Genomic DNA, 19,250 nt, shown 5'->3' with positions numbered 1-19,250 from the left:
GCGGCCATGGAGGTGGACGTGACGAACTGGTTGCGGGCAGCGCTCATCGCAATGACAGCCATCGGTCAACACCTCCTCGTCGCTCTGCTCTTCACGGAACCGCCGTGTGCGCGGAACCGACGTCACGCTATCCCGTCACGCCACAGGCGCGTCAACTGCTTTTCGCGCAGGCGTGGCCGTTCAGCTCGAAGTCGTACGGCGGGGAATTCTTGCCGCGCCAGGAGGCGAGGAAGCCGAAGGCCAGATCGCCGCCCGCCGGGACCGACTTGTTGTAGTCGGCGGCGGTGGCGGTGACGCGGGAGCCGTCCTGGGAGACGGAGCCGTCCCACATCTGGCCGACCTGCTGGCCGTCCCGGAAGGACCAGGCGACGCGCCAGGAGTCGAGGGACTCCGTGCTGGTGACGGTGACGGTGGCCTGGAAGCCGTCGGGCCACTGGTTGACCAGGTCGTACTCGACCCGGCAGAGGGGGTCCGCGCTGTCGTCGGGTTCGTTGCGTTCGGTGGGCGAGGAGGTGCCCTGCGGTTCGGTGTGGGGGTTCCTGTCCTCCGGCTTGCCGGGCTTCTCCGGCTGCTTCGTGCCCTGGGTGGTGCGGCCGGCCGGCTTCGAGGTCGCCGGCGGCAGGGACGGGGCGGACGGCAGGGGCGGAGCGGGGTCGGCCACCGGCTGTCGGTCGGCGCCGGGCGCGCCGAGGTCGTCGCCGGCGCCGCCGAAGGGCATCAGTGAGACGCCGAGGGCCAGTACGGAGACCAGGACGGCGGCGACGAGGAGGCCGTTGCGGGCGACGCGCGCCTTCTGCTCCCCGTCGTCCGGTTCGCCGGCCGCCTTGTCCGCGGAGCCGGGCCGGCCGGCGCCGAGCCGCACCTCGGCGGCGCGGCGGCGGCGCTCCAGGTAGGCGAGGCCGCCCCAGCCGATCACCCCGCCGGCCAGCGCCCCGGGCAGGGCGCCGCCGTGCAGGCGCAGGCAGGCGGCGGCCTCGGCGCACTGCACGCAGGTGGCGAGGTGCCGGGAGAGGTCGCCGGGGGTCTCGGCGGCGGAGGAGCGGGTGACGGCGTCCAGCAGCCGGGCGTAGCTGCGGCACTGGGCGTCCATCGGTGTGTCGAGGTGGTTGCGGTGGCAGCGGTCCCGGAACAGGGTGCGCACCTGCTGGAGTTCCTCGGCGGCGCCGGCCGGGTCGAGACCCAGGCGGCGGGCGACCAGGGGCAGCGGCAGCGCCTCCACCTCGGCGAACCACAGCAGTTCGGCGTCCGGCTGCTGCAGATCGCGCAGGCCGCGCAGCGCGAGCGGGCGCTGCAGGGGCGGGCCGGTGTAGCGGGCGGCCTTGTCGGAATTGAGCCACAGACGCAGGTCGGGGTCGAGTTTGTGGCCCTGCCCCTCCTCCTCCCAGGCCGCGGCCGTGGTGCGTACGGCGGTCAGCAGCAGGGGTATGCGGGGCAGCCGGGCCGGGCGGCGGCCGGTGCCGCGGACCGGCCCGGATTCGGCGGCCCGGGCCTCGCGTATGCCGTGTGCGAACGCCTCGCGGCCCAGCTGTGCGGCGGCCGTGGAGCCGGACGTGCACAGATCGGCGTACGCGAGGACCGCGTCCCAGCACTCGGAGAACAGCGCGGCCTCGGTGGCGTCCTGAGGGGTCGGCAGGTCGGGCATGAGTCTCCTGCATCCACAAGCGAGGTCAACTCACCACATCGGCATTGGAGTTGGGGGGAACCTCGCGGCGGGGCAGAGCTTTTCACGCCTCCCACACAACTGACAAGCGCCCTGTTCAGATATCACGACAGGGCGGCCGCACCCCCATGGCTCCGGCCTCGGAGTGTCATACGGGTGCGGCCGCCCTGCGACTCAATGTCGTGCCGCCCAGAGGGGCGATGTCATCGAAGTGTTATCAAACAGCGGTGGGTTCGTCGGCCGGGAGGCTGTCCATGAAGGAGCTGACCGAGAAGACCGCGTTGCCGGCGCCGGGCGGGCCGTAGCCGGGAGGCGAGGAGAGGCCGAAGTCCTCCATGGTCTGCCGGTAGGCCTGGAGCAGGCGGATGTGGTACTCCAGCGGCGCGCCCTGCGGGTTGGCCTTGCCGAGCGGCGTCGTGGGCTCCGGGCACCAGGTGGTGAAGCGGGGCGTGATGCCGTGCGACATGAAGAAGCGCAGGCCCTCGGTGGTGGATTCGATGGCCTCGTCGACCGTGGTGAAGCCGAACGGCTCGGCCATCTCCACGCCCGCCACGAAGTTGGGGATGACGTTGCGCGCGCCGAAGATCTCGGCCGAGTCCAGGATGCGCTTGTGCCACTCGTCGCGGCCGACGTAGCGCTCCTTGCCCGGGCAGTACATCTTGAACAGGTACTCGTCCCACACCTCGTAGTTGGGGTGGTAGATCTGCACGCCGTAGTCCTTGAACCGCTGCACGTCGTCACGCGGCAGCGCCTGGGCGACGACCTTGCCGATCCACCGGCCGGGGAAGCGCTCCTCGATGGCCTTGGCGTAGTGGCCGTAGAAGTCGGCCTCGTCGCGGCCCGAGACCGTCTTGGTGATGGCACCGCCGGTGAGGGTGTAGGCGGTGGAGGCCTTCGCCGTGTCGTAACGGTCGATGATCTCCAGGGCCTCGAGGACCTCCTCGACGTCCTTCACCCCGGTGTACGGGCGCCCGGCGGCCTTGTGCTGGCGCCAGTTGTGGTTGATGTCGCAGTACTGGCACTCCTCCTTGGCGCCGAAGTACTGGCAGACCCGGAAGACGGTCAGGTAGATCAGGTAGCCCCACTGGATGGTCGGGGCGACCTCCATGACCGACTTCCCGCTGGCGAGGGTGTGCCGGTAGTACTCGGGCATCGGCGGCACGCCGACGTCGGAGATCCGCTTGCCGTCGAGGTAGAGACCGAGCACGCCGTCGTCGTTCGCGGCGACGCGGTACGGCGAGGACGGGTTCACGCGCACCGAGACGACGGTGCGGCGCAGGTCGTAGGGGCCGCCGGTGAGGATGATCTCCTCGGGCGGCCGGCGCAGCGCGGCCTCGCCCAGCTCGGGCAGGGTGCCGTGGTCGAAGGAGAAGATGAAGTACGACTTCGGCTTGACCTCGCCGCCCTCGTTGTCGCTGAGCGCGGACGGGTCGAAGGCGACGCCGCCGCGGAGCAGGTCCTCCTTGAAGACGGCCTCCCGCGGCACGTGCGGGAACCGCTCCATCAGATCCTCGACCAGCGCGGTACGGCTGCCCATCCCGATTCTCCTCCCGGTTCGGACGTACGACTCCTCACGGTATGCCCATGGGTGTGCGTGACCGGTACCGGGTCCCCCCGAGCCGCGAGAATGTCCTGTTCGCCCGGATTCGCGGCCGGGGACGGCTGTCAGGCTTCGCGTTCCAGCGCCGCCCAGTCGACCGCGTACGCCGGCTTCTCCCCGGCCAGCAGCCGTTCCGCCTCCTCGGCGACCGTCAGGCCGAGCCGGGCCAGCTCGTTGCCCTGGGAGCCCGCGAGGTGCGGGGTGACGAACGCACCGGGCAGGTCGTAGAGGGGCGAGTCGGAGCGGAGCGGCTCCGGGTCGGTGACGTCGAGGATCGCGGTCAGGCGGTCGGCGCGCAGTTCCGCCACGAGGGCGTCGTGGTCGACCAGGGCGCCGCGCGCGGTGTTGATGAGCACCGCCCCGTCGGGCATCAGGGCCAGCTCGCGGCGGCCGATCATGTGGTGGGTCTCGGGTGTCTCGGGGGCGTGGACGGTGACGATGTCGGAGGTGCGCAGCAGCTCGTCCAGCGGCAGCAAGGGGACGCCGAGCGCGGCGGCCTGCCGTGCGTCGACGTACGGGTCGGTGAGGACCGGCCGCAGGTCGAAGGGGCGGAGCAGTTCCAGGACGCGGCGGCCGATGCGGGAGGCTCCGATGACGCCGACCCGGCGGCCGTAGTTGCCGATGCCGGGGATGACGCCCCACCCGGCGGAGGTGCGGGCCGTGCGCATCCGGTCGCGGGCGGCGAGGGCGTCCTTCCCGGCGAGCAGGATCATGGCGAGGGTGTACTCGGCGACCGGCAGCGCGTTGGCGACGGCCGCCGAGGAGAGGGCGATGCCGCGCTCCCGGAGGGCAGGGGTGGCGAAGGACTTCACGGAGCCCGCCGAGTGCAGCACGGCGCGCAGCCGGGGAGCGGCGTCGAGAACCGTCTCGTCGAGCCGGGGGCACCCCCAGCCGGTCACCAGGATTTCGGCCCGGGCCAGCACGCCGAGGACGCGCGGATCGGTGAAGTCCTGGGCCACGAGGCCCGGATCGATGTCCACGGACTTCCGCAGCCGCGCCAGCACCTCGGGCGGGAAGACCTGCGGCACGTTCTCGGCGGCCATGGCGAACAGTGCCTGGGGGCGCTGGCTCAAGGAGGTGCCCTTCCGGTTCGGGGGACGCTGCTGGAGCGGGCTCGCACACCATGGATAGAAACCGCTCTCTACAATCCCTACCGTAGGCCGGGCCGGCGGCAGCGGCAATGGACTCCGGGGCCGGGGTAGGTTCCGGCAGGGGCTTCCCGGTCCCCGCTGTCTCGGGGAAGGACGACGCGATGAACGGGACCGTGACCAACTGGGCGGGCAACATCACCTACGCGGCCAAGGAACTGCACCGGCCCGGCACGCTCACCGCGCTGCGCGCGCTGGTCGCGGACGGCGAGCGGGTGCGGGTCCTGGGCAGCGGGCACTCGTTCAACGAGATCGCCGAACCGGGCCCCGAGGGCGTGCTGCTGTCGCTGGCCGACCTGCCCCCGGAGGTGGACGTCGACACGGTGGCCCGGACGGTACGGGTCGGCGGCGGCGTGCGCTACGCGGAACTGGCCCGCCGGGTGCACGGGCAGGGACTCGCGCTGCACAACATGGCGTCCCTGCCGCACATCTCGGTGGCCGGGTCGGTCGCGACCGGCACCCACGGCTCCGGGGTGCTCAACGGCCCGCTCTCGGCGTCCGTGCGCGAGGTGGAGCTGGTCACGGCCGACGGCTCGGTGGTGACCATAGGCCGGGGCGAGGAGCGGTTCGGCGGGGCCGTCACCTCACTCGGCGCGCTCGGTGTCGTCACCGCGCTCACCCTGGACCTGGAGCCGGCCTACGAGGTCGAGCAGCACGTGTTCACCGAACTGCCGCTGGAGGGCCTGGACTCGGGGGCGTTCGAGACGGTGATGGCGACGGGGTACAGCGTCAGCCTGTTCACCGACTGGCGGGAACCGGGCTTCCGGCAGGTGTGGCTGAAGCGGCGCACCGACCAGCCGCTGCCCGCCTTCCCCTGGGCGGCTCCCGCCAGGGAGAAGATGCACCCGGTGCCGGGCATGCCCGCGGTCAACTGCACCGAACAGTTCGGTGTGCCGGGGCCGTGGCACCAGCGACTGCCGCACTTCCGGGCGGAGTTCGTCCCGAGCAGCGGGGCGGAGCTGCAGTCGGAGTACCTGCTGCCGCGCGGGCACGCCGTGGAGATGCTGCACGCGCTCGACGCGATCCGGGAGAGTGTCGCCCCCGTCCTGCAGACCTGCGAGGTGCGCACGGTCGCCGGCGACGACCAGTGGCTGAGCCCCTCCCACGGGCGGGACACCGTCGCGGCGCACTTCACCTGGGTCGAGGACACACAGGCGGTACTGCCGGTGGTACAGCGGGTCGAGGCGGCACTGGCCCCCTTCCGTGCCCGGCCGCACTGGGGGAAGGTCTTCACCCTGCCCGCGCCCGCCCTGCGCGAGCTGTATCCGCGACTCGGCGACTTCCGGGCGCTGACGCAGGAACTGGACCCGCGGGGGAAGTTCGCCAACGCCTTCGTGAGGGATGTGCTGGCGCAGGCGTAGACGGCGCCGGGGGCCGACCGGCCGGGTGCGGATGGCGCGGCGGCCGGCCCCGCCCGAGGAGCCCATGGCGCGCGTGACCCGCCGGTCAAGCCAGGCGTGTGGGCGACCCAGCAAGCAGGTCGCGGCACGCGGACGCCCACCGGTCAGGCCGTGGCGGGCGTGACCCGCCGGTCCGGCCAGGCTGGTCGTGACGGGCGGGCGGCCCGCTGGTCAAGTCGCGGCGTGTGGAGGGACCGCCGGGCAGGCCGCGGCATGCGTGAACCGCCGGTCGAGCCAGGGTGGGGGGACTGCCCGCCACTCACGTCGCGGCGTGTGGGCGGCTGCGGGTGGTGGCGCGGTCGACCTCGTCCTTTATGAGCAGGGACATCAAGGACGCCACGGTCAGGCCCGCTTCGGCCGGGTGGCGCAGGACTTTGCCGGGGTCGATCCGGTACGTGTTGGTGCGCCCCTCCCTCGTGTGGGAGAGGTATCCGTCCTGCTCGAGGTCGGCGATGATCTTCTGCACGGCTCGTTCGGTGAGCCGGCAGTGGGCCGCTATATCGCGGATACGGGCACTGTGATTGTCGGCAATGGCGGCCAGCACGCGGGCGTGGTTGGTGAGGAACGTCCATCCGGTGTGTGGCTCGGGCACTCCATCCATGCCTCAACTCTAGCGACCGAACATTCACGCACCCAAAAACACGTACTTCGTTTCATGTATCGGTTGACGTGTGTGGGGTAGAGGGGCAACGCTGGAAGCGGAGGCAGGGCGAACGGAGCAAGGGAGAACAGGGCCATGCCGGAGCCTGCGTACTCGCGGCCTCAGACGCAGGAGGACGCCGTACCCACGGCGGACGACAGTGCGCCGGCGGCGATCCCTCCGTGCATGGCGACCATGGACGTCACTCCGGACGGCGACCGGATGACCGTGACGATGTGGGGGGAACTGGACCTGGGCAGCCGGCGGTTGCTCCCCGAGCTGTACGACATGCTCACGCTGTCCGGCGGCGGCATCGATCTGCGTCTGGACGCGGTCGGGTTCTGCGACTGCTCCGGCCTCAACGCGCTGGTGGATCTGCACACCCGCGCCGCCGACCAGGGCAAGACGGTCACCGTCCGGTCCTGCGGCGTCGCGGTCGAGCGCCTCCTCGACCTGACCGGCACACGGGACCTGTTCGCAGCCTCCGGCCGGCCTGAGAGCACCGCACCCCCGGCCGCCCTCGGCAACACGCCGCCGAAGGAGGACGGCCAGGACCTCCGCGCCGAAGTGGCCCAGCTGCGCCGCGCCATGCAGACCCGGCCCACCATCGACCTGGCCCGCGGCATCCTGATGGCCTCCTTCAACCTGAGCCCCGAGGCGGCCTGGAGCGTGCTGGTCAGGACCTCCCAGAACACCAACACCAAGCTGCACAACCTCGCCCAGGACCTGGTGGGCACCGTGCGCGGCAGCACACTGCCGGAACAGGTGCAGCAGCAACTGGCCGCCGCGGTCGCCGGCGCGACCGGCCGCCCGGGCGAGGTGGCGGCGTACTCCGCGGGCGGAACCGCCGAGGGCCGGGACTGACACACCAGCCCCGCACCAGCCCCGCACCCGCACCCGCACCCGCACCCGCACCCGCACCCGCACTGAGGCATCATGGGCAGGCCACGGTCGGCCACCGCCGGTCCTCACCAGGCGAGCACTTTATAAAGCCCCTTTCCAAACCCCTTGTCGAAAGTCCCGGCAGCCCATAGCCTTGCGCCGCGCCGGTGCCGACGTCGACCCGGCCCGGCCTGCCTGGGAAGGAATGGGACACCCCGGTGAAGCGCACATCACGTGACATCCGCACCGCGAACCGCTACGAGGTGCTGCGCCAGATCATCGCGGAGTCACCCACCTCCCGGCAGGAGCTGGCAGCGGCCACGGGCCTCAGCCTCGCGACGGTCGCCACCCTCGTGGGCGAGCTGCTCGACCTCCGCATGATCACCGAGGTCGGCTTCGAGGACTCGGCGGGCGGGCGCCCCCGGGGCCTGGTCGCGGTCAACCCCTCAGGCGGCGCACTGATCGGCGTCGACATCGCCGAGACGTACGTCCACGTCGAGCTGTTCGACCTCGGGCTGAACGTGCTGGCCCGCGCCGAGGAGGACGTCCGGCCCAGCGAGAGCCTGCCCGAGCAGGTGGTGGGCCATGTGGCCACCGCCGTCGGCTCCGTGGTCACGCAGGCCGGCATCGAGGGCGCCCGGGTGCTCGGGGTCGGCGTGAGCGTGCCGGGGCAGGTGGACCGCGCGACCGGCATCGCGGAGTACGCGCCCAACTGGGACTGGCACGGCGTACCCCTCCTCGACCTGCTCACCGAGCACATCGCCTACCCGCTGTACCTGGACAACCCGCTGCGCGCCAGCGCGGTCGCCGAGCTGTGGTTCGGGGCCGCGCGCGGGCGCGGGGACGCCGTGGTGGTCAACCTCGGCACCGGCGTGGGCGCCGGGCTCGTCCTGGGCGGCGGGCTGCACCGGGGGGTCAGCAACAGCGCCGGCGAGTGGGGCCACACCACGATGGTGCTGGACGGACGCCTGTGCCGGTGCGGGAACCACGGCTGTGTGGAGGCGTACGTCGGCGCACGCGGCATCATGCTGAACCTGCGCGAACTCAGCCCCGACAGCGCGCTGCTGCACGCCGAGGACCAGACGGCGACCATCGACGCCCTGGCCCGCGGCGTCGCGGCGGACGACCCCGTGGCGCGCCAGGTCGTCCACGACACCGCCCGCTACCTGGGCGCCGGGGTCGCGGACCTGGTCAACCTGTTCAACCCCGAGATCGTCGTGCTGAGCAGCTGGGTCGCCCGCACCCTGGGCGAGCCGCTGCTGCACGAGGTGCGCGAGGCCGTGAACCGGCACGCGCTGCCACGGCCCCTGGCCGCCACCGAAGTCGTTCTCTCCCCGATCCCCACCGACCCCGTGTGCCTGGGCGCGGCGACGTTCGCGCTCGAGGGCGCGCTCCAGGCCGTCGGGCAGAAGAACGGCAAACGCACCGCCGCCGTGAGGAGCCGCACCACCGCCCCACCTTCATAGCGGCGGAACCAACTCCTCCACACCTCCCGTGTGTTCGAAATCGCGAACCGGACACAACGCTTCGCACAGACTTCGTCCAACCCCTTGCCGAAGCCTTAGCCGAAGCTCTAGCGTCCCGCACCGCACCTCTCTTTGAGCCATCTGGCGCGAGCCTTCGGGCCGTGCGCCGTCAGGCAGTGAGCCGCAGAGCCGCAGCCGCACTCGAGACAAGGACGTCAGCATGTCGGCATCGAGCAACATGAACTGGGACCGCCGAAACGTACTGCGGGCCGCGATGGGCCTGGCCGCCGCCGGCGGACTCGCCGCGTGCGGCAGCAACACCGGACGGAGCGGCGGCGGGTCGGGCGACGGACTCGTCCAGTACTTCCACGCGTACGGCGAGGTCGGCGTCGAGCAGGCCGTCAAGCGCTACGCGAAGGCGTACAAAGGCGCCGACGTGACCACGCAGTGGATCACCGGCAACAACTTCGAGCAGAAGCTCTTCGCCGCGCTGCTCACCAAGAACGCGCCAGACGTCTTCGAGTTCCACCCGCAGATCCAGATGGTCAAGAGCGGCCAGGTGGCGGACCTGACCGACATCATCGAGCCGGTCAAGGACGACTTCAACCAGGCCGACATCAAGTCGCACACGGTCGACGGCAAGATATACGGCGTCCGGATGATCGACGACCCGCAGTTCCTCTTCTACCGGCCCTCGATGTTCGAGAAGGCGAAGATCGAGGTGCCGACCACGCTGGAGGAGCTGATCGAGGCTGCCGACAAGCTGACCACGAGCAAGGTCAAGGGCATCTTCCTCGGCAACGACCTGACCACGGTGGACCGCCCGCTGATCTGGTCGGCCGGCGCCGACACGCTCACCGCGGACAACAAGCCCGCCTTCAACACCGACGCCGTCGCCGATGGCCTCAAGCAGCTGCGTGGCCTCTTCACCAGCGGCAACCTGCTCCTCGACGCCCCCGCCGACTCGTGGGACCCGTCGGCCTTCATCCAGGGCCTCACCGCGATCCAGTGGTGCGGCATGTGGGCCATGCCGGCCATGCAGAAGGCGCTCGGCGACGACATCGGCATCTTCCCGTTCCCGAAGGTCGGATCGGCCGGCAAGCAGTCGGTCTACAACGGCGGTTGGTCGATGTTCGTCAACGCCAAGAGCAAGAACGTCGACGCGGCCAAGGAATACGTCAAGTGGCTGTGGATCGACCAGAAGGAGTACCAGGAGGACTTCGCCACCTCCTACGGCTTCCACATCCCGCCGCGCACCTCGCTCGCCGAGTCCGCGACCAAGCTGAAGTCCGGCCTGCCGGCCGAGGGCGTCAAGCTCTTCAACGAGTTCGGCCACTTCGACAACATCGGCTGGACGCAGGCCATGATCGCCGCGTTCTGGGACGTGATCGCCAACACCGTCCGCAAGGACGGTGACCCCAAGGCACAGCTCGAAGCGTGCGAGAAGAAGGTCGACGCCGAACTCAAGAAGCTCTTCGGATAGACCACCGGACGGATCTCGACATGTCGACCACCACCACGCGCGGGGTCGCCCAGCCCGCCCCGGCCAAGGTCTCCAAGACCCGGCCGCGGCGGGGCCTGAGGGCGAGCAGCACCTTCAACTTCTGGCTGTTCACCGGTCCGTTCCTGATCGGTCTGGTCATCTTCGTCTTCGTGCCCATCGGCTGGAGCATCTGGCTCAGCTTCTTCGAGGCACGCTTCACCGTCACACCGAGCGAGTTCGTCGGCTTCGACAACTACAAGCAGATCCTGACGGACACGAACTTCCGGAACTCCCTCGTCACGTTCACCGTGTTCGCCGCGTTCATCGTGCCCGCCACCTGGGCCATGTCGCTGGGACTCGCCCTGCTGGTGAACCGGCTGCGGTTCATGCGGGCGTTCTTCCGGTCGGTGTTCTTCCTGCCGACCGCGGTCAGCTATGTCGCCGCCGCGCTGATCTGGAAGATGTCCATCTTCAACGGCGTCCGCTTCGGCCTGGCCAACACCGTCCTCAGCTGGTTCGGCATCGACAACATCGCCTGGCTGGCCAACCCCGACCCGCCCTGGTACTGGCTGGTCATCGTGACCGTCCGCCTCTGGCTCCAGTCGGGCTTCTACATGATCCTTTTCATCGCGGCGCTGCAGAACATCCCGCGGGAGCTGTACGAGGCCGCCTCCATCGACGGCGCCAAGCCGGGCTGGCAGACCTTCCGGCACATCACGCTGCCGCAGCTGAGGGCCACGTCCACCGCGGTGATCCTGCTGCTGCTGATCGCCGCCTACCAGGCCTTCGACGAGTTCTTCAACCTGCTCGGCAAGGCCACCTGGGGCCAGCCGCCGCTGGTCGAGCTCTACAAGATGGCCCTCGGCCAGAACCAGAACTACGGCGCGGGCAGCGCGGGCGCGGTCGTCCTGACCCTGCTCATCTGCGTCGTGACTCTCTTCCAGGGCAAGCTCATGGGCTTCGGAAGGGGTGAGGAGACCAAGTGACCACCACAGCACCCGACGTCAGGAAGGCCGCGAAGCCGGCCAAGGCCAAGCGCGGCGGCGTCATCGGAAACACCGGGCTGTACATCGCGACGGGCGTCGCGGGCCTCCTCTTCCTCATCCCCTTCTACCTGATCGTCCGCAACGCGCTGATGACCGACCCGGAGATCACGGGCGAGGAGTGGAAGTGGTTCCCCACCTCCATTCAGTGGAGCAACTTCAGCGAGCCGTTCGACGACGTCACCGTCGACTTCGCCCGCTCCCTGTGGAACTCGGTGGTCGTCGCCGTTCTGCACACCTCGGGCATCCTGCTGATCTGCTCGATGGCCGGGTACGGCCTCGCCCGGATCCCGTACAAGCACGCCAACAAGGTGTTCTACGCCGTTCTGGTGACCCTGATGGTTCCCACGGCGGTCACCTTCGTGCCGAGCTTCGTGCTGGTCTCCTCCCTCGGCTGGGTGGACAGCTACCGGGGTCTCATCATCCCGGGCCTCTTCAGTGGTTTCACCTGCTTCCTCTTCCGGCAGTACTTCCTGGGGTTCCCCAAGGAGCTCGAGGAGGCGGCGCGCGTGGACGGGCTCGGCTACTGGGGCGCCTACTGGCGTGTCGTCGTGCCGAACTCACTGAACTTCTTCGCGGCCATCGCCACGATCACCTTCATCAACGGCTGGAACGCCTTCCTCTGGCCCCTGGTCATCGGACAGGATCCGAGTGCCTGGACAGTCCAGGTGGCTCTGTCGTCATATATGACGAACCAGACCGTCAACTACCACCTGATCTTCATGGCCACCGCCATCTCGATCCTGCCCCTGATCTTCGTCTTCCTCTTCCTCCAGCGCTGGCTGGTGCAGGGGATCGCACAGACCGGCATCAAGGGCTGAGCTAGGAGACCGATGTCTTTCCGTACGACCCCATCCGTCGACTACGTCGAGGACGTCTCCCCGGGCAGCGGTGCCCTGCCGCCCCGCGCCTGGTACGCGGCCTCGGACGCGCGGTCCCTGTCGCTGAACGGCAGCTGGCGTTTCCGGCTGTCGGCCACCGCCGGCGCCGAGGACGACTCGTTCGCCGAGGAGGGCTACGACGCCGGGAGCTGGGCCGAGGTCACGGTCCCCGGGCACTGGGTTCTCCAGGGCGACGGGGCGTTCGGCTCCCCGATCTACACCAACCACCTCTACCCCTTCCCGGTGGACCCGCCGTACGTCCCGACGGAGAACCCGACCGGTGACCATCTGCGCGTCTTCGACCTGCCGTCCGACTGGCCGTCGGACGGCGGGGCCGTGCTGCGCTTCGACGGTGTCGAGTCCTGCGCCCGCGTCTGGCTGAACGGCACGGAGCTCGGCGAGTTCAAGGGCTCCCGGCTGCCGCACGAGTTCGCGGTCGGTGAGCTGCTGAAGCCGGGCGGCAACGTGCTCGCCGTGCGCGTGCACCAGTGGTCGGCGGGCTCGTACCTGGAGGACCAGGACCAGTGGTGGCTGCCGGGCATCTTCCGTGACGTCACCCTGCTGCACCGTCCGGCGGACAGCGTGGGCGACTTCTTCGTGCACGCCTCCTACGACCACACCACCGGCGAGGGCACCCTGCGCGTCGACTCCGACGTCGACGGCAGGGTGACCGTGCCTGCCCTGGACATCGATGTCGCGACGGGCGAGCCGGTGACGGTCGCGGTCGAGCCGTGGACCGCCGAGACGCCGAGGCTCTACGACGGTGTGCTGGCCACGGACGGGGAGCGGGTGCCGCTGCGGATCGGCTTCCGTACCGTCGCCCTCGAGGACGGGCTCATCAAGGTCAACGGCAAGGCCGTCCTCTTCAAGGGCGTGAACCGGCACGAGTGGCACCCCGAGCGGGGCCGCGCGCTGGACCTGGAGACCATGCGGGAGGACGTGCTGCTGATGAAGCGGCACAACCTCAACGCCGTGCGCACCTCGCACTACCCGCCGCACCCGGCCTTCCTGGACCTGTGCGACGAGTACGGCCTGTGGGTCATCGACGAGTGCGACCTGGAGACCCACGGCTTCACCGAGCAGGACTGGCGGGACAACCCGGTCGACGACGACCGCTGGACCCCGGCCCTGCTGGACCGCGCGGCGCGCATGGTCGAGCGGGACAAGAACCACCCGTCGGTCGTGTTCTGGTCGCTGGGCAACGAGGCCGGCACCGGCCGCGGGCTCACCGCCATGGCCGAGTGGATCCACGACCGCGACCCCGAGCGGCTGGTGCACTACGAGGGCGACTGGAACTGCCGCGACACGGACGTGTACTCGCGGATGTACGCCTTCCACGACGAGGTCGAGAAGATCGGGCAGCAGCTCGACGGCGGCACCCACAGGCGCCGCGAGCTGCCGTTCATCCAGTGCGAGTACGCGCACGCCATGGGCAACGGCCCGGGCGGGCTCGCCGACTACCAGGAGCTGTTCGAGAAGTACGAGCGGCTGCAGGGCGGGTTCATCTGGGAGTGGATCGACCACGGCGTCAAGCACGCCGAGCTGGGCTACGCCTACGGCGGTGACTTCGGCGAGGAGTTGCACGACGGCAACTTCGTGTGCGACGGGCTGGTCTTCCCGGACCGGACGCCGTCGCCGGGCCTGATCGAGTACAAGAAGGTGATCGAGCCGGTCCACATCGAGGGCGACGGCGCGAACGGCATCGTGCGGATCACCAACAAGCAGGACTTCGCCGACCTGTCCGCCCTGGCCTTCGAGTGGTCGTGCCAGGTGGACGGCGAGACGGTCGAGTCGGGTTCGCTGTCGGTGCCGGCGCTGGTGGCGGGTGAGAGTGCCGAGGTGAAGCTGCCGGAGCCGCCCGTGGACGGCCGGGGCGGCGAACGCCAGTGGACGGTGCGGGCGCTGCTCGCGGACGACACGTCCTGGGCCGCGCAGGGGCACGTGGTGGCCTGGGGCCAGTTCGCGGTGGGGGCGCGGCCGCTGCCGTCCTTCCCCGCGACCGACCGGCCCGTGCGGGACGAGGGCCGGATCACGCTCGGCCCGGCCGGGTTCGACGCCCGCACCGGTGCGCTGCTCTCGATCGGCGGGGTGGAGGTCGGCGCGACGCCGCGGCTGGACGTATGGCGGGCGCCGACCGACAACGACGACGGTGCCGAGTGGCAGTCCGACACCCGCTACGGGACGCTGTGGCGCACGCTCGGCCTGCACCGGATGCGGCACCGCCTGGTCTCGGTCGAGGCGGGCGACGACGCGCTGACGGTGCGGAGCCGGGTGGCACCCGCCGCCCGCGAGGTGGGCCTGGACACGGTGTACCGCTGGACGTCCGACGGCGAGCGGCTGCGGCTGACCGTGTCCGTGACGCCGGAGGGCGACTGGACGGTGCCGCTGCCCCGGCTCGGCGTGCGCTTCGGCCTGCCGGAGGCGGACCGGGTGGAGTGGTTCGGCGGCGGTCCCGGCGAGGCGTACCCGGACACCCGGACGGCGTCCATGGTGGGCCGTTGGCAGTCGACGGTGGACGGGCTGCAGACGCCGTACGTCCGTCCGCAGGAGAACGGCGCCCGTGCCGACGTCCGGTGGGTGGAACTCGGCGGTCTCAGGATCGAGGGCGACCCGGAGTTCTGGTTCACCGCGCGGCGCTGGACGACCGAGCAGCTGGACGCGGCCCGGCACCGCACCGACCTCGCGGCCGGCGACACGGTGTGGGTCAACCTCGACCACGGGCAGCACGGCATCGGCTCGCAGTCCTGCGGCCCGGGTCCGCTGCCGCAGTACTTCCTGAAGGCGGAGCCGGTGGAGTTCTCGTTCGTGTTCTCGACCACCCCGTAAGAAACTGATTAATCGATTGACCGATTGATCGACATTTTGACAGTGTCGGGATGTCATCCGCGGCCGGTCGGCCCTTGAGCCGACCGGCCGTTGCTGTGTTCACCGCAAGGGAGTTGGTGGGTCAGTTGAGTGTCGCCATCGAGGTCCGCGGGCTGTCCCGTACCTTCCACACCACCGTCCGCCGCCCCGGCTTCGCGGGCGCCGTCCGTTCCCTGGTCAACCCCGAGCGGGTGGCCAAGCACGCCGTCTCCGACATCACCTTCGACGTGGCGGCGGGCGAACTCCTCGCCCTGCTCGGGCCGAACGGCGCCGGCAAGTCCACCACCATCAAGATCCTCACCGGCATCCTGACCCCCACGTCCGGCGAGGCCCGGGTCGCGGGCGTGGTGCCGTACCGGGAGCGGGAGCGCAACGCCCGGAACGTGGGCGCGGTGTTCGGGCAGCGCACCCAGCTGTGGTGGGACCTGCCGGTGCGCGAGTCGTTCGCGATCCTGCGGGACATCTACGAGGTGCCCAAGGCCGAACACGCCGCCCGTCTCAAGGAGTTCGACGACATCCTGGAGCTGTCCTCGTTCTGGGACACCCGGGTCCGCCATCTCTCGCTCGGCCAGCGGGTGCGCAGCGACCTGGCCGCCGCCCTGCTGCACGACCCGCCGGTGGTCTTCCTCGACGAGCCGACCATCGGCATGGACGTGGTGGTGAAGGAGCAGGTGCGGGAGTTCCTGCGGCACCAGGTGGAGCAGCGCGGCCGTACGGTGCTGCTGACCACGCACGACATGACGGAGGTCGAGCGGCTCGCCGAGCGGGTCGTGCTGGTCAACCACGGCCGGCTGATGCTGGACGGCACGCTCGACGAGATCCGCCGGAAGTTCGGCTCGACCTGGCAGGTGCGGGCCACGCTGGCCGACCCGCACGCCGAGGTCGTACCGCCGCCGGGCACCACGCTGCTGCGGCACGCGGGCGCGCAGGTCGTCCTCGGTCCCGACGGGCCTGCCGCGCTCACCGTCCAGCAGGCGCTGAAGGCGGTGATCGAGCGGTTCGAGGTGACGGACATCGCCCTGGACGAGGCGGACCTCGAGGACGTGATGCGGGCCGCGTACGCGCATGCCGGGGAGGTCTGACGTGGCCGTGCTCCATGCCTGGCGCGCCGCCCGGGTCACCCCGCTCGGCGAGCTGAACGCACCGCCCCGGATGACCGCCGTCGCGCTCCGGCTGGCCGTGCAGGTGGTGCTGGTCTGGTCGCTGTGGAGGGGCCTGTACGCGCAGAGCGGCACGACCGCGGGGCTGAGCCGCGACCAGGCGGTCACCTACGCCGTGCTGGCCGTACTGGCGTCCCGGCTGCGGGAGCTGGACCAGTACGCGGGGCGGGACACGGTCCTGCAGCACATGCACTTCGGCACCATCGTCTACTGGTACCTGAGGCCGCTGCCGCCGCAGCGCTACTACGCCCTGCGGGCCGCCGGAGAGCAGCTGTACGGGCTGGCGTGGGCGCTGACGGGGTACGTGATCTGCCTGGCCGCGGGCGTCGTCGAACCGCCCGGGTCACCCGCGGTGGCCGGGGTGTTCGTACTCAGCATGCTGCTGGGCCAGTGGGTCCTGTACTACGTCATGCTCGTGCTCGACCAGTTGTGCTTCTGGACGGTCCGCAACACCGCGGCCATGCTGATCCTGCTGTTCGCGCAGAACCTGCTGTCCGGGGTGTACGCGCCGCTGTGGTTCTTCCCGGACTGGTTCGTGACGATGAGCGCGTTCCTCCCCTTCCAGGCCACGCTGAGCGTGCCGCTGTCGCTGTACGTGGGGCGGATCCCCCTGTCCGACGCGGCGTTCCAGCTCTCCGTGCAGGCCGCGTGGGTCGTGGCGCTGGCGTTGTTCACCCGGTTCCTGTGGCGGCGGGCCGCCCGGCGCGTGATCTCGCAGGGAGGCTGAGATGTCGCTGAAGGCTCTGCGGATCGTGTGGCGGGTGACGGCGCTCAACTTCCGCGCGCAGATGGAGTACCGCACCGAGTTCCTGCTGATGATCGCGATCGGGGCGATCTGGCAGGTGTCGGTGATCGTGTTCGCGACGGTGCTGCTGTCGCGGTTCGCCGGGATGGGCGGCTGGGACAGCTCCGACGTGCTGCTGATCCCGGCGACGCGGATGCTGGCGCACGGGCTGTTCGTCCTGTTCCTCGGGCGCATGCACTGGGCCGGACGGCAGATCCAGGAAGGCAGGATCGACGTCTACCTGATGCGCCCGATGCCGGTCCACCGCCAGATCCAGCTGGCGTTCTTCCCGACCAACGCCATCGGGGACCTGACGGTGGCGGCGGGCCTGATGGTGGGCGCGCTCTCCCGCAGCGACCTGGACTGGACGACGGGCCGCGTCACCTACCTCGTCGCGGCCGTGCTCGGCGGCATGCTGCTGGAGGCGGCCCTGTTCACGGTCGTGGCCAGCGCGTCCCTGCGCTTCCCGGCCGCCGACATGTGGGGCCGCTGGCTGGAGGAACTCCTCGGCACCTTCGGCAGCTACCCCCTGAACGTCCTGCCCAGGGCGGTGGGCGGTTTCCTGACCTACGGCCTTCCGCTCGCGTTCGTCGCCTACTTCCCGGCCGCGGTCCTGACGGGCCACGGCCACACGACCGGAGTCCCGTACTGGCTCGCGGCGGCCTCACCGCTGCTCGGGCTGCTGGCGTACCTGGGGGCGCGGCTGCTGTGGAAGTGGAGTCTGCGGCACTACAGCGGGGTCAACGGGTGACCGCGGCGCTCTGGCCGCGCTGTGGGACGGCTGCGGCTGCCGGTGAGGGCCGGGCGGGTCAGGAGCGGCCCGCCCGGCGGATCGGGGTGAACCAGCCCGTCGCGGCGAGCAGGACACAGGTCGCTCCGGCCGTCTGGGCGACCGGGGTCGTGCCCTGTGTTTCCGCGGCCCAGGTGAGGACGGCCGCGCCGATGGGGGCCGCAGCGTACTGAAGGGTCCAGAAGGCGGAGGTGACGCGGCCCAGGAGGTGTTCCGGGGTCACCTCCTGGCGGAGGGACATCGAGCAGGTGCCCGCCATGCCCGCGCAGGCGAGGAACGCGGCGCTCAGGCCCGCGACGGCCGGGACGTCGCGGGCCCAGCCGAGACCGGCGAAGGCGAGGCCGCACACCGCGACCGAGCCGGTCCACGTCGGGCCGAAGCCGAGACGGCGCCGGATCCGGGCCACCAGCAGGGCACCGGTGATGGTGCCGAGCGCACCGGCCGCCATGACGGTGCCGACCGTGCCGTCGTCGTGGCCGAGGTCGTGCTTGAGGTGGTAGATGACCAGGTCGTTCAGACCGAGGGTGAGGAAGCTGAAGACGAAGAGGAGGACGGTGAGGGAGCGCAGCACGGGATGGCCGTGGAGGAAGGCGATGCCGGTGCGCAGGTCCTGCCGGAGGCCGGTGCGCGTGCCCTGCCGCTCGTCGGGTGTGCGCTTGCGGAAGCGTACGAAGAGCAGGCAGGTGGCGGAGATCCCGAAGCTGGCCGCGTCCACGCCCACGGCCGCCGCGGGGCCGGACCAGGCGGCGACCAGGCCGGCGCACAGGGGCCCCAGGACGCCCGCGGCGGCGGCCGTGGCGTTCAACCGCCCGTTGGCTTCAGTGAGTTGCTCGGTGCCGACCAGTCCGCGCACGACCGTGACGTAGCCGACCGCGAACAGCATGCCGACGGCCTCGCACAGCGGCAGCACCACATACAGCAGCCAGATCTGCGGGGCGAACAGCCACACCAGCGGGATCACCCCGTACAGCCCCATGCGCACCAGGTCGCAGGCGACGAGCAGCCGGCGCCGGTCGACCCGGTCCACGACCGCACCGGCGAACACCGCCGCCACGACCGCCGCCGCCCCGCCCACCGCCGTCAGCAGGCCCATCCGCGCGACCGACCCCGTGGCCTCCAGCACCAGCAGGGGCAGGGCGATCAGCGCGAAGGAGTCGCCGAGCACGGAGAGGGTCTGGGCGGCCCAGAAGATCCCGAAGTCACGCTGCCGCCACAGCGGGCGCGTGCCGCGTAAGCCGTCGTCGGCGGCGTCCGCGGAGCTGCCGGGTTCGTCCCCGCGCCGCGCCGCCCCGTGCGTCATGCCGCCTCCCCCGAGCCCCGTCCGCACTGCGTCCCGGCAACCTTACGGCCGCCCACGACGGCCGGGACGGCGCACCCCACGGTGAAGCCCGCCCGCGCGGGTCTGCCCAACAGGCTGAACCCGCAAGCCCGGACGGGTAGCCTCGGCA

Annotated in this window: 15 protein-coding genes; 10 read left to right on the top strand and 5 right to left on the bottom strand. The window is 70.8% G+C overall.

The annotated features are described in order from the left end of the window. Positions 1-151 precede the first annotated feature (151 nt). From AB0G20_RS24135 to AB0G20_RS24125, 3 genes are all read right to left on the bottom strand, one after another. Positions 152-1,642, bottom strand: a complete 1,491-nt coding sequence (locus tag AB0G20_RS24135) for a cellulose-binding domain-containing protein (RefSeq protein WP_361305796.1) — start codon at positions 1,640-1,642, stop codon at positions 152-154. A 235-nt stretch (positions 1,643-1,877) separates the two neighbouring features. Beyond that, positions 1,878-3,197: a radical SAM protein gene (locus tag AB0G20_RS24130; protein ID WP_361305794.1), complete on the bottom strand. Its 1,320-nt coding sequence runs from the start codon at positions 3,195-3,197 to the stop codon at positions 1,878-1,880. A gap of 128 nt (positions 3,198-3,325) precedes the next feature. Beyond that, the gene (locus tag AB0G20_RS24125) at positions 3,326-4,333 is read right to left on the bottom strand and encodes a hydroxyacid dehydrogenase (protein ID WP_361305792.1); all 1,008 of its coding nucleotides are present in this window, start codon (positions 4,331-4,333) and stop codon (positions 3,326-3,328) included. Positions 4,334-4,512: 179 nt separating this feature from the next. On the opposite strand from AB0G20_RS24125, the gene AB0G20_RS24120 reads away from it, so the two are divergent. Then, the gene (locus AB0G20_RS24120) at positions 4,513-5,769 is read left to right on the top strand and encodes a D-arabinono-1,4-lactone oxidase (protein WP_361305790.1); all 1,257 of its coding nucleotides are present in this window, start codon (positions 4,513-4,515) and stop codon (positions 5,767-5,769) included. A gap of 298 nt (positions 5,770-6,067) precedes the next feature. On the opposite strand, the gene AB0G20_RS24115 is transcribed toward AB0G20_RS24120, so the two are convergent. Next, a complete protein-coding gene (locus AB0G20_RS24115) occupies positions 6,068-6,409 on the bottom strand; it encodes a helix-turn-helix domain-containing protein (RefSeq protein ID WP_361305788.1) in 342 nt (113 codons plus the stop codon). Positions 6,410-6,544: 135 nt separating this feature from the next. On the opposite strand from AB0G20_RS24115, the gene AB0G20_RS24110 reads away from it, so the two are divergent. From AB0G20_RS24110 to AB0G20_RS24070, 9 genes are all read left to right on the top strand, one after another. After that, positions 6,545-7,312 carry an ANTAR domain-containing protein gene (locus AB0G20_RS24110; RefSeq protein ID WP_361305786.1) on the top strand — a complete coding sequence of 256 codons (768 nt, stop codon included), beginning with the start codon at positions 6,545-6,547 and terminating at the stop codon, positions 7,310-7,312. Between the two features lie 236 nt (positions 7,313-7,548). Next, entirely contained in the window at positions 7,549-8,796 is a 1,248-nt protein-coding gene (locus AB0G20_RS24105; protein ID WP_361305784.1) for an ROK family transcriptional regulator, read from the top strand. Between the two features lie 220 nt (positions 8,797-9,016). Continuing rightward, entirely contained in the window at positions 9,017-10,279 is a 1,263-nt protein-coding gene (locus AB0G20_RS24100) for a sugar ABC transporter substrate-binding protein (RefSeq protein ID WP_361305782.1), read from the top strand. Between the two features lie 20 nt (positions 10,280-10,299). Next, positions 10,300-11,265: a sugar ABC transporter permease gene (locus tag AB0G20_RS24095; RefSeq protein ID WP_361305780.1), complete on the top strand. Its 966-nt coding sequence runs from the start codon at positions 10,300-10,302 to the stop codon at positions 11,263-11,265. After that, positions 11,262-12,143 carry a carbohydrate ABC transporter permease gene (locus AB0G20_RS24090; protein WP_361305778.1) on the top strand — a complete coding sequence of 294 codons (882 nt, stop codon included), beginning with the start codon at positions 11,262-11,264 and terminating at the stop codon, positions 12,141-12,143. The genes AB0G20_RS24095 and AB0G20_RS24090 overlap by 4 nt, the downstream gene beginning before the upstream one ends. 12 nt (positions 12,144-12,155) lie before the next feature. Next, a complete protein-coding gene (locus AB0G20_RS24085; protein ID WP_361305776.1) occupies positions 12,156-15,029 on the top strand; it encodes a glycoside hydrolase family 2 TIM barrel-domain containing protein in 2,874 nt (957 codons plus the stop codon). A 125-nt stretch (positions 15,030-15,154) separates the two neighbouring features. Beyond that, complete coding sequence (locus AB0G20_RS24080; protein WP_361305849.1) at positions 15,155-16,150, top strand: ATP-binding cassette domain-containing protein; 996 nt, start codon at positions 15,155-15,157, stop codon at positions 16,148-16,150. A gap of 1 nt (position 16,151) precedes the next feature. Beyond that, entirely contained in the window at positions 16,152-16,955 is an 804-nt protein-coding gene (locus AB0G20_RS24075; protein ID WP_361305774.1) for an ABC-2 family transporter protein, read from the top strand. Position 16,956: 1 nt separating this feature from the next. Then, positions 16,957-17,763 (top strand): ABC-2 family transporter protein, encoded by an 807-nt coding sequence (locus tag AB0G20_RS24070; RefSeq protein ID WP_361305772.1) that lies wholly within the window; start codon positions 16,957-16,959, stop codon positions 17,761-17,763. 58 nt (positions 17,764-17,821) lie between these two features. On the opposite strand, the gene AB0G20_RS24065 is transcribed toward AB0G20_RS24070, so the two are convergent. Beyond that, positions 17,822-19,102, bottom strand: a complete 1,281-nt coding sequence (locus AB0G20_RS24065; protein ID WP_361305770.1) for an MFS transporter — start codon at positions 19,100-19,102, stop codon at positions 17,822-17,824. Between the last annotated feature and the right edge of the window lie 148 nt (positions 19,103-19,250).

Source organism: Streptomyces sp. NPDC024017, from assembly GCF_040638895.1.
Classification (GTDB): domain Bacteria; phylum Actinomycetota; class Actinomycetes; order Streptomycetales; family Streptomycetaceae; genus Streptomyces.
This window is presented reverse-complemented; position numbering and strand designations above follow the sequence as displayed.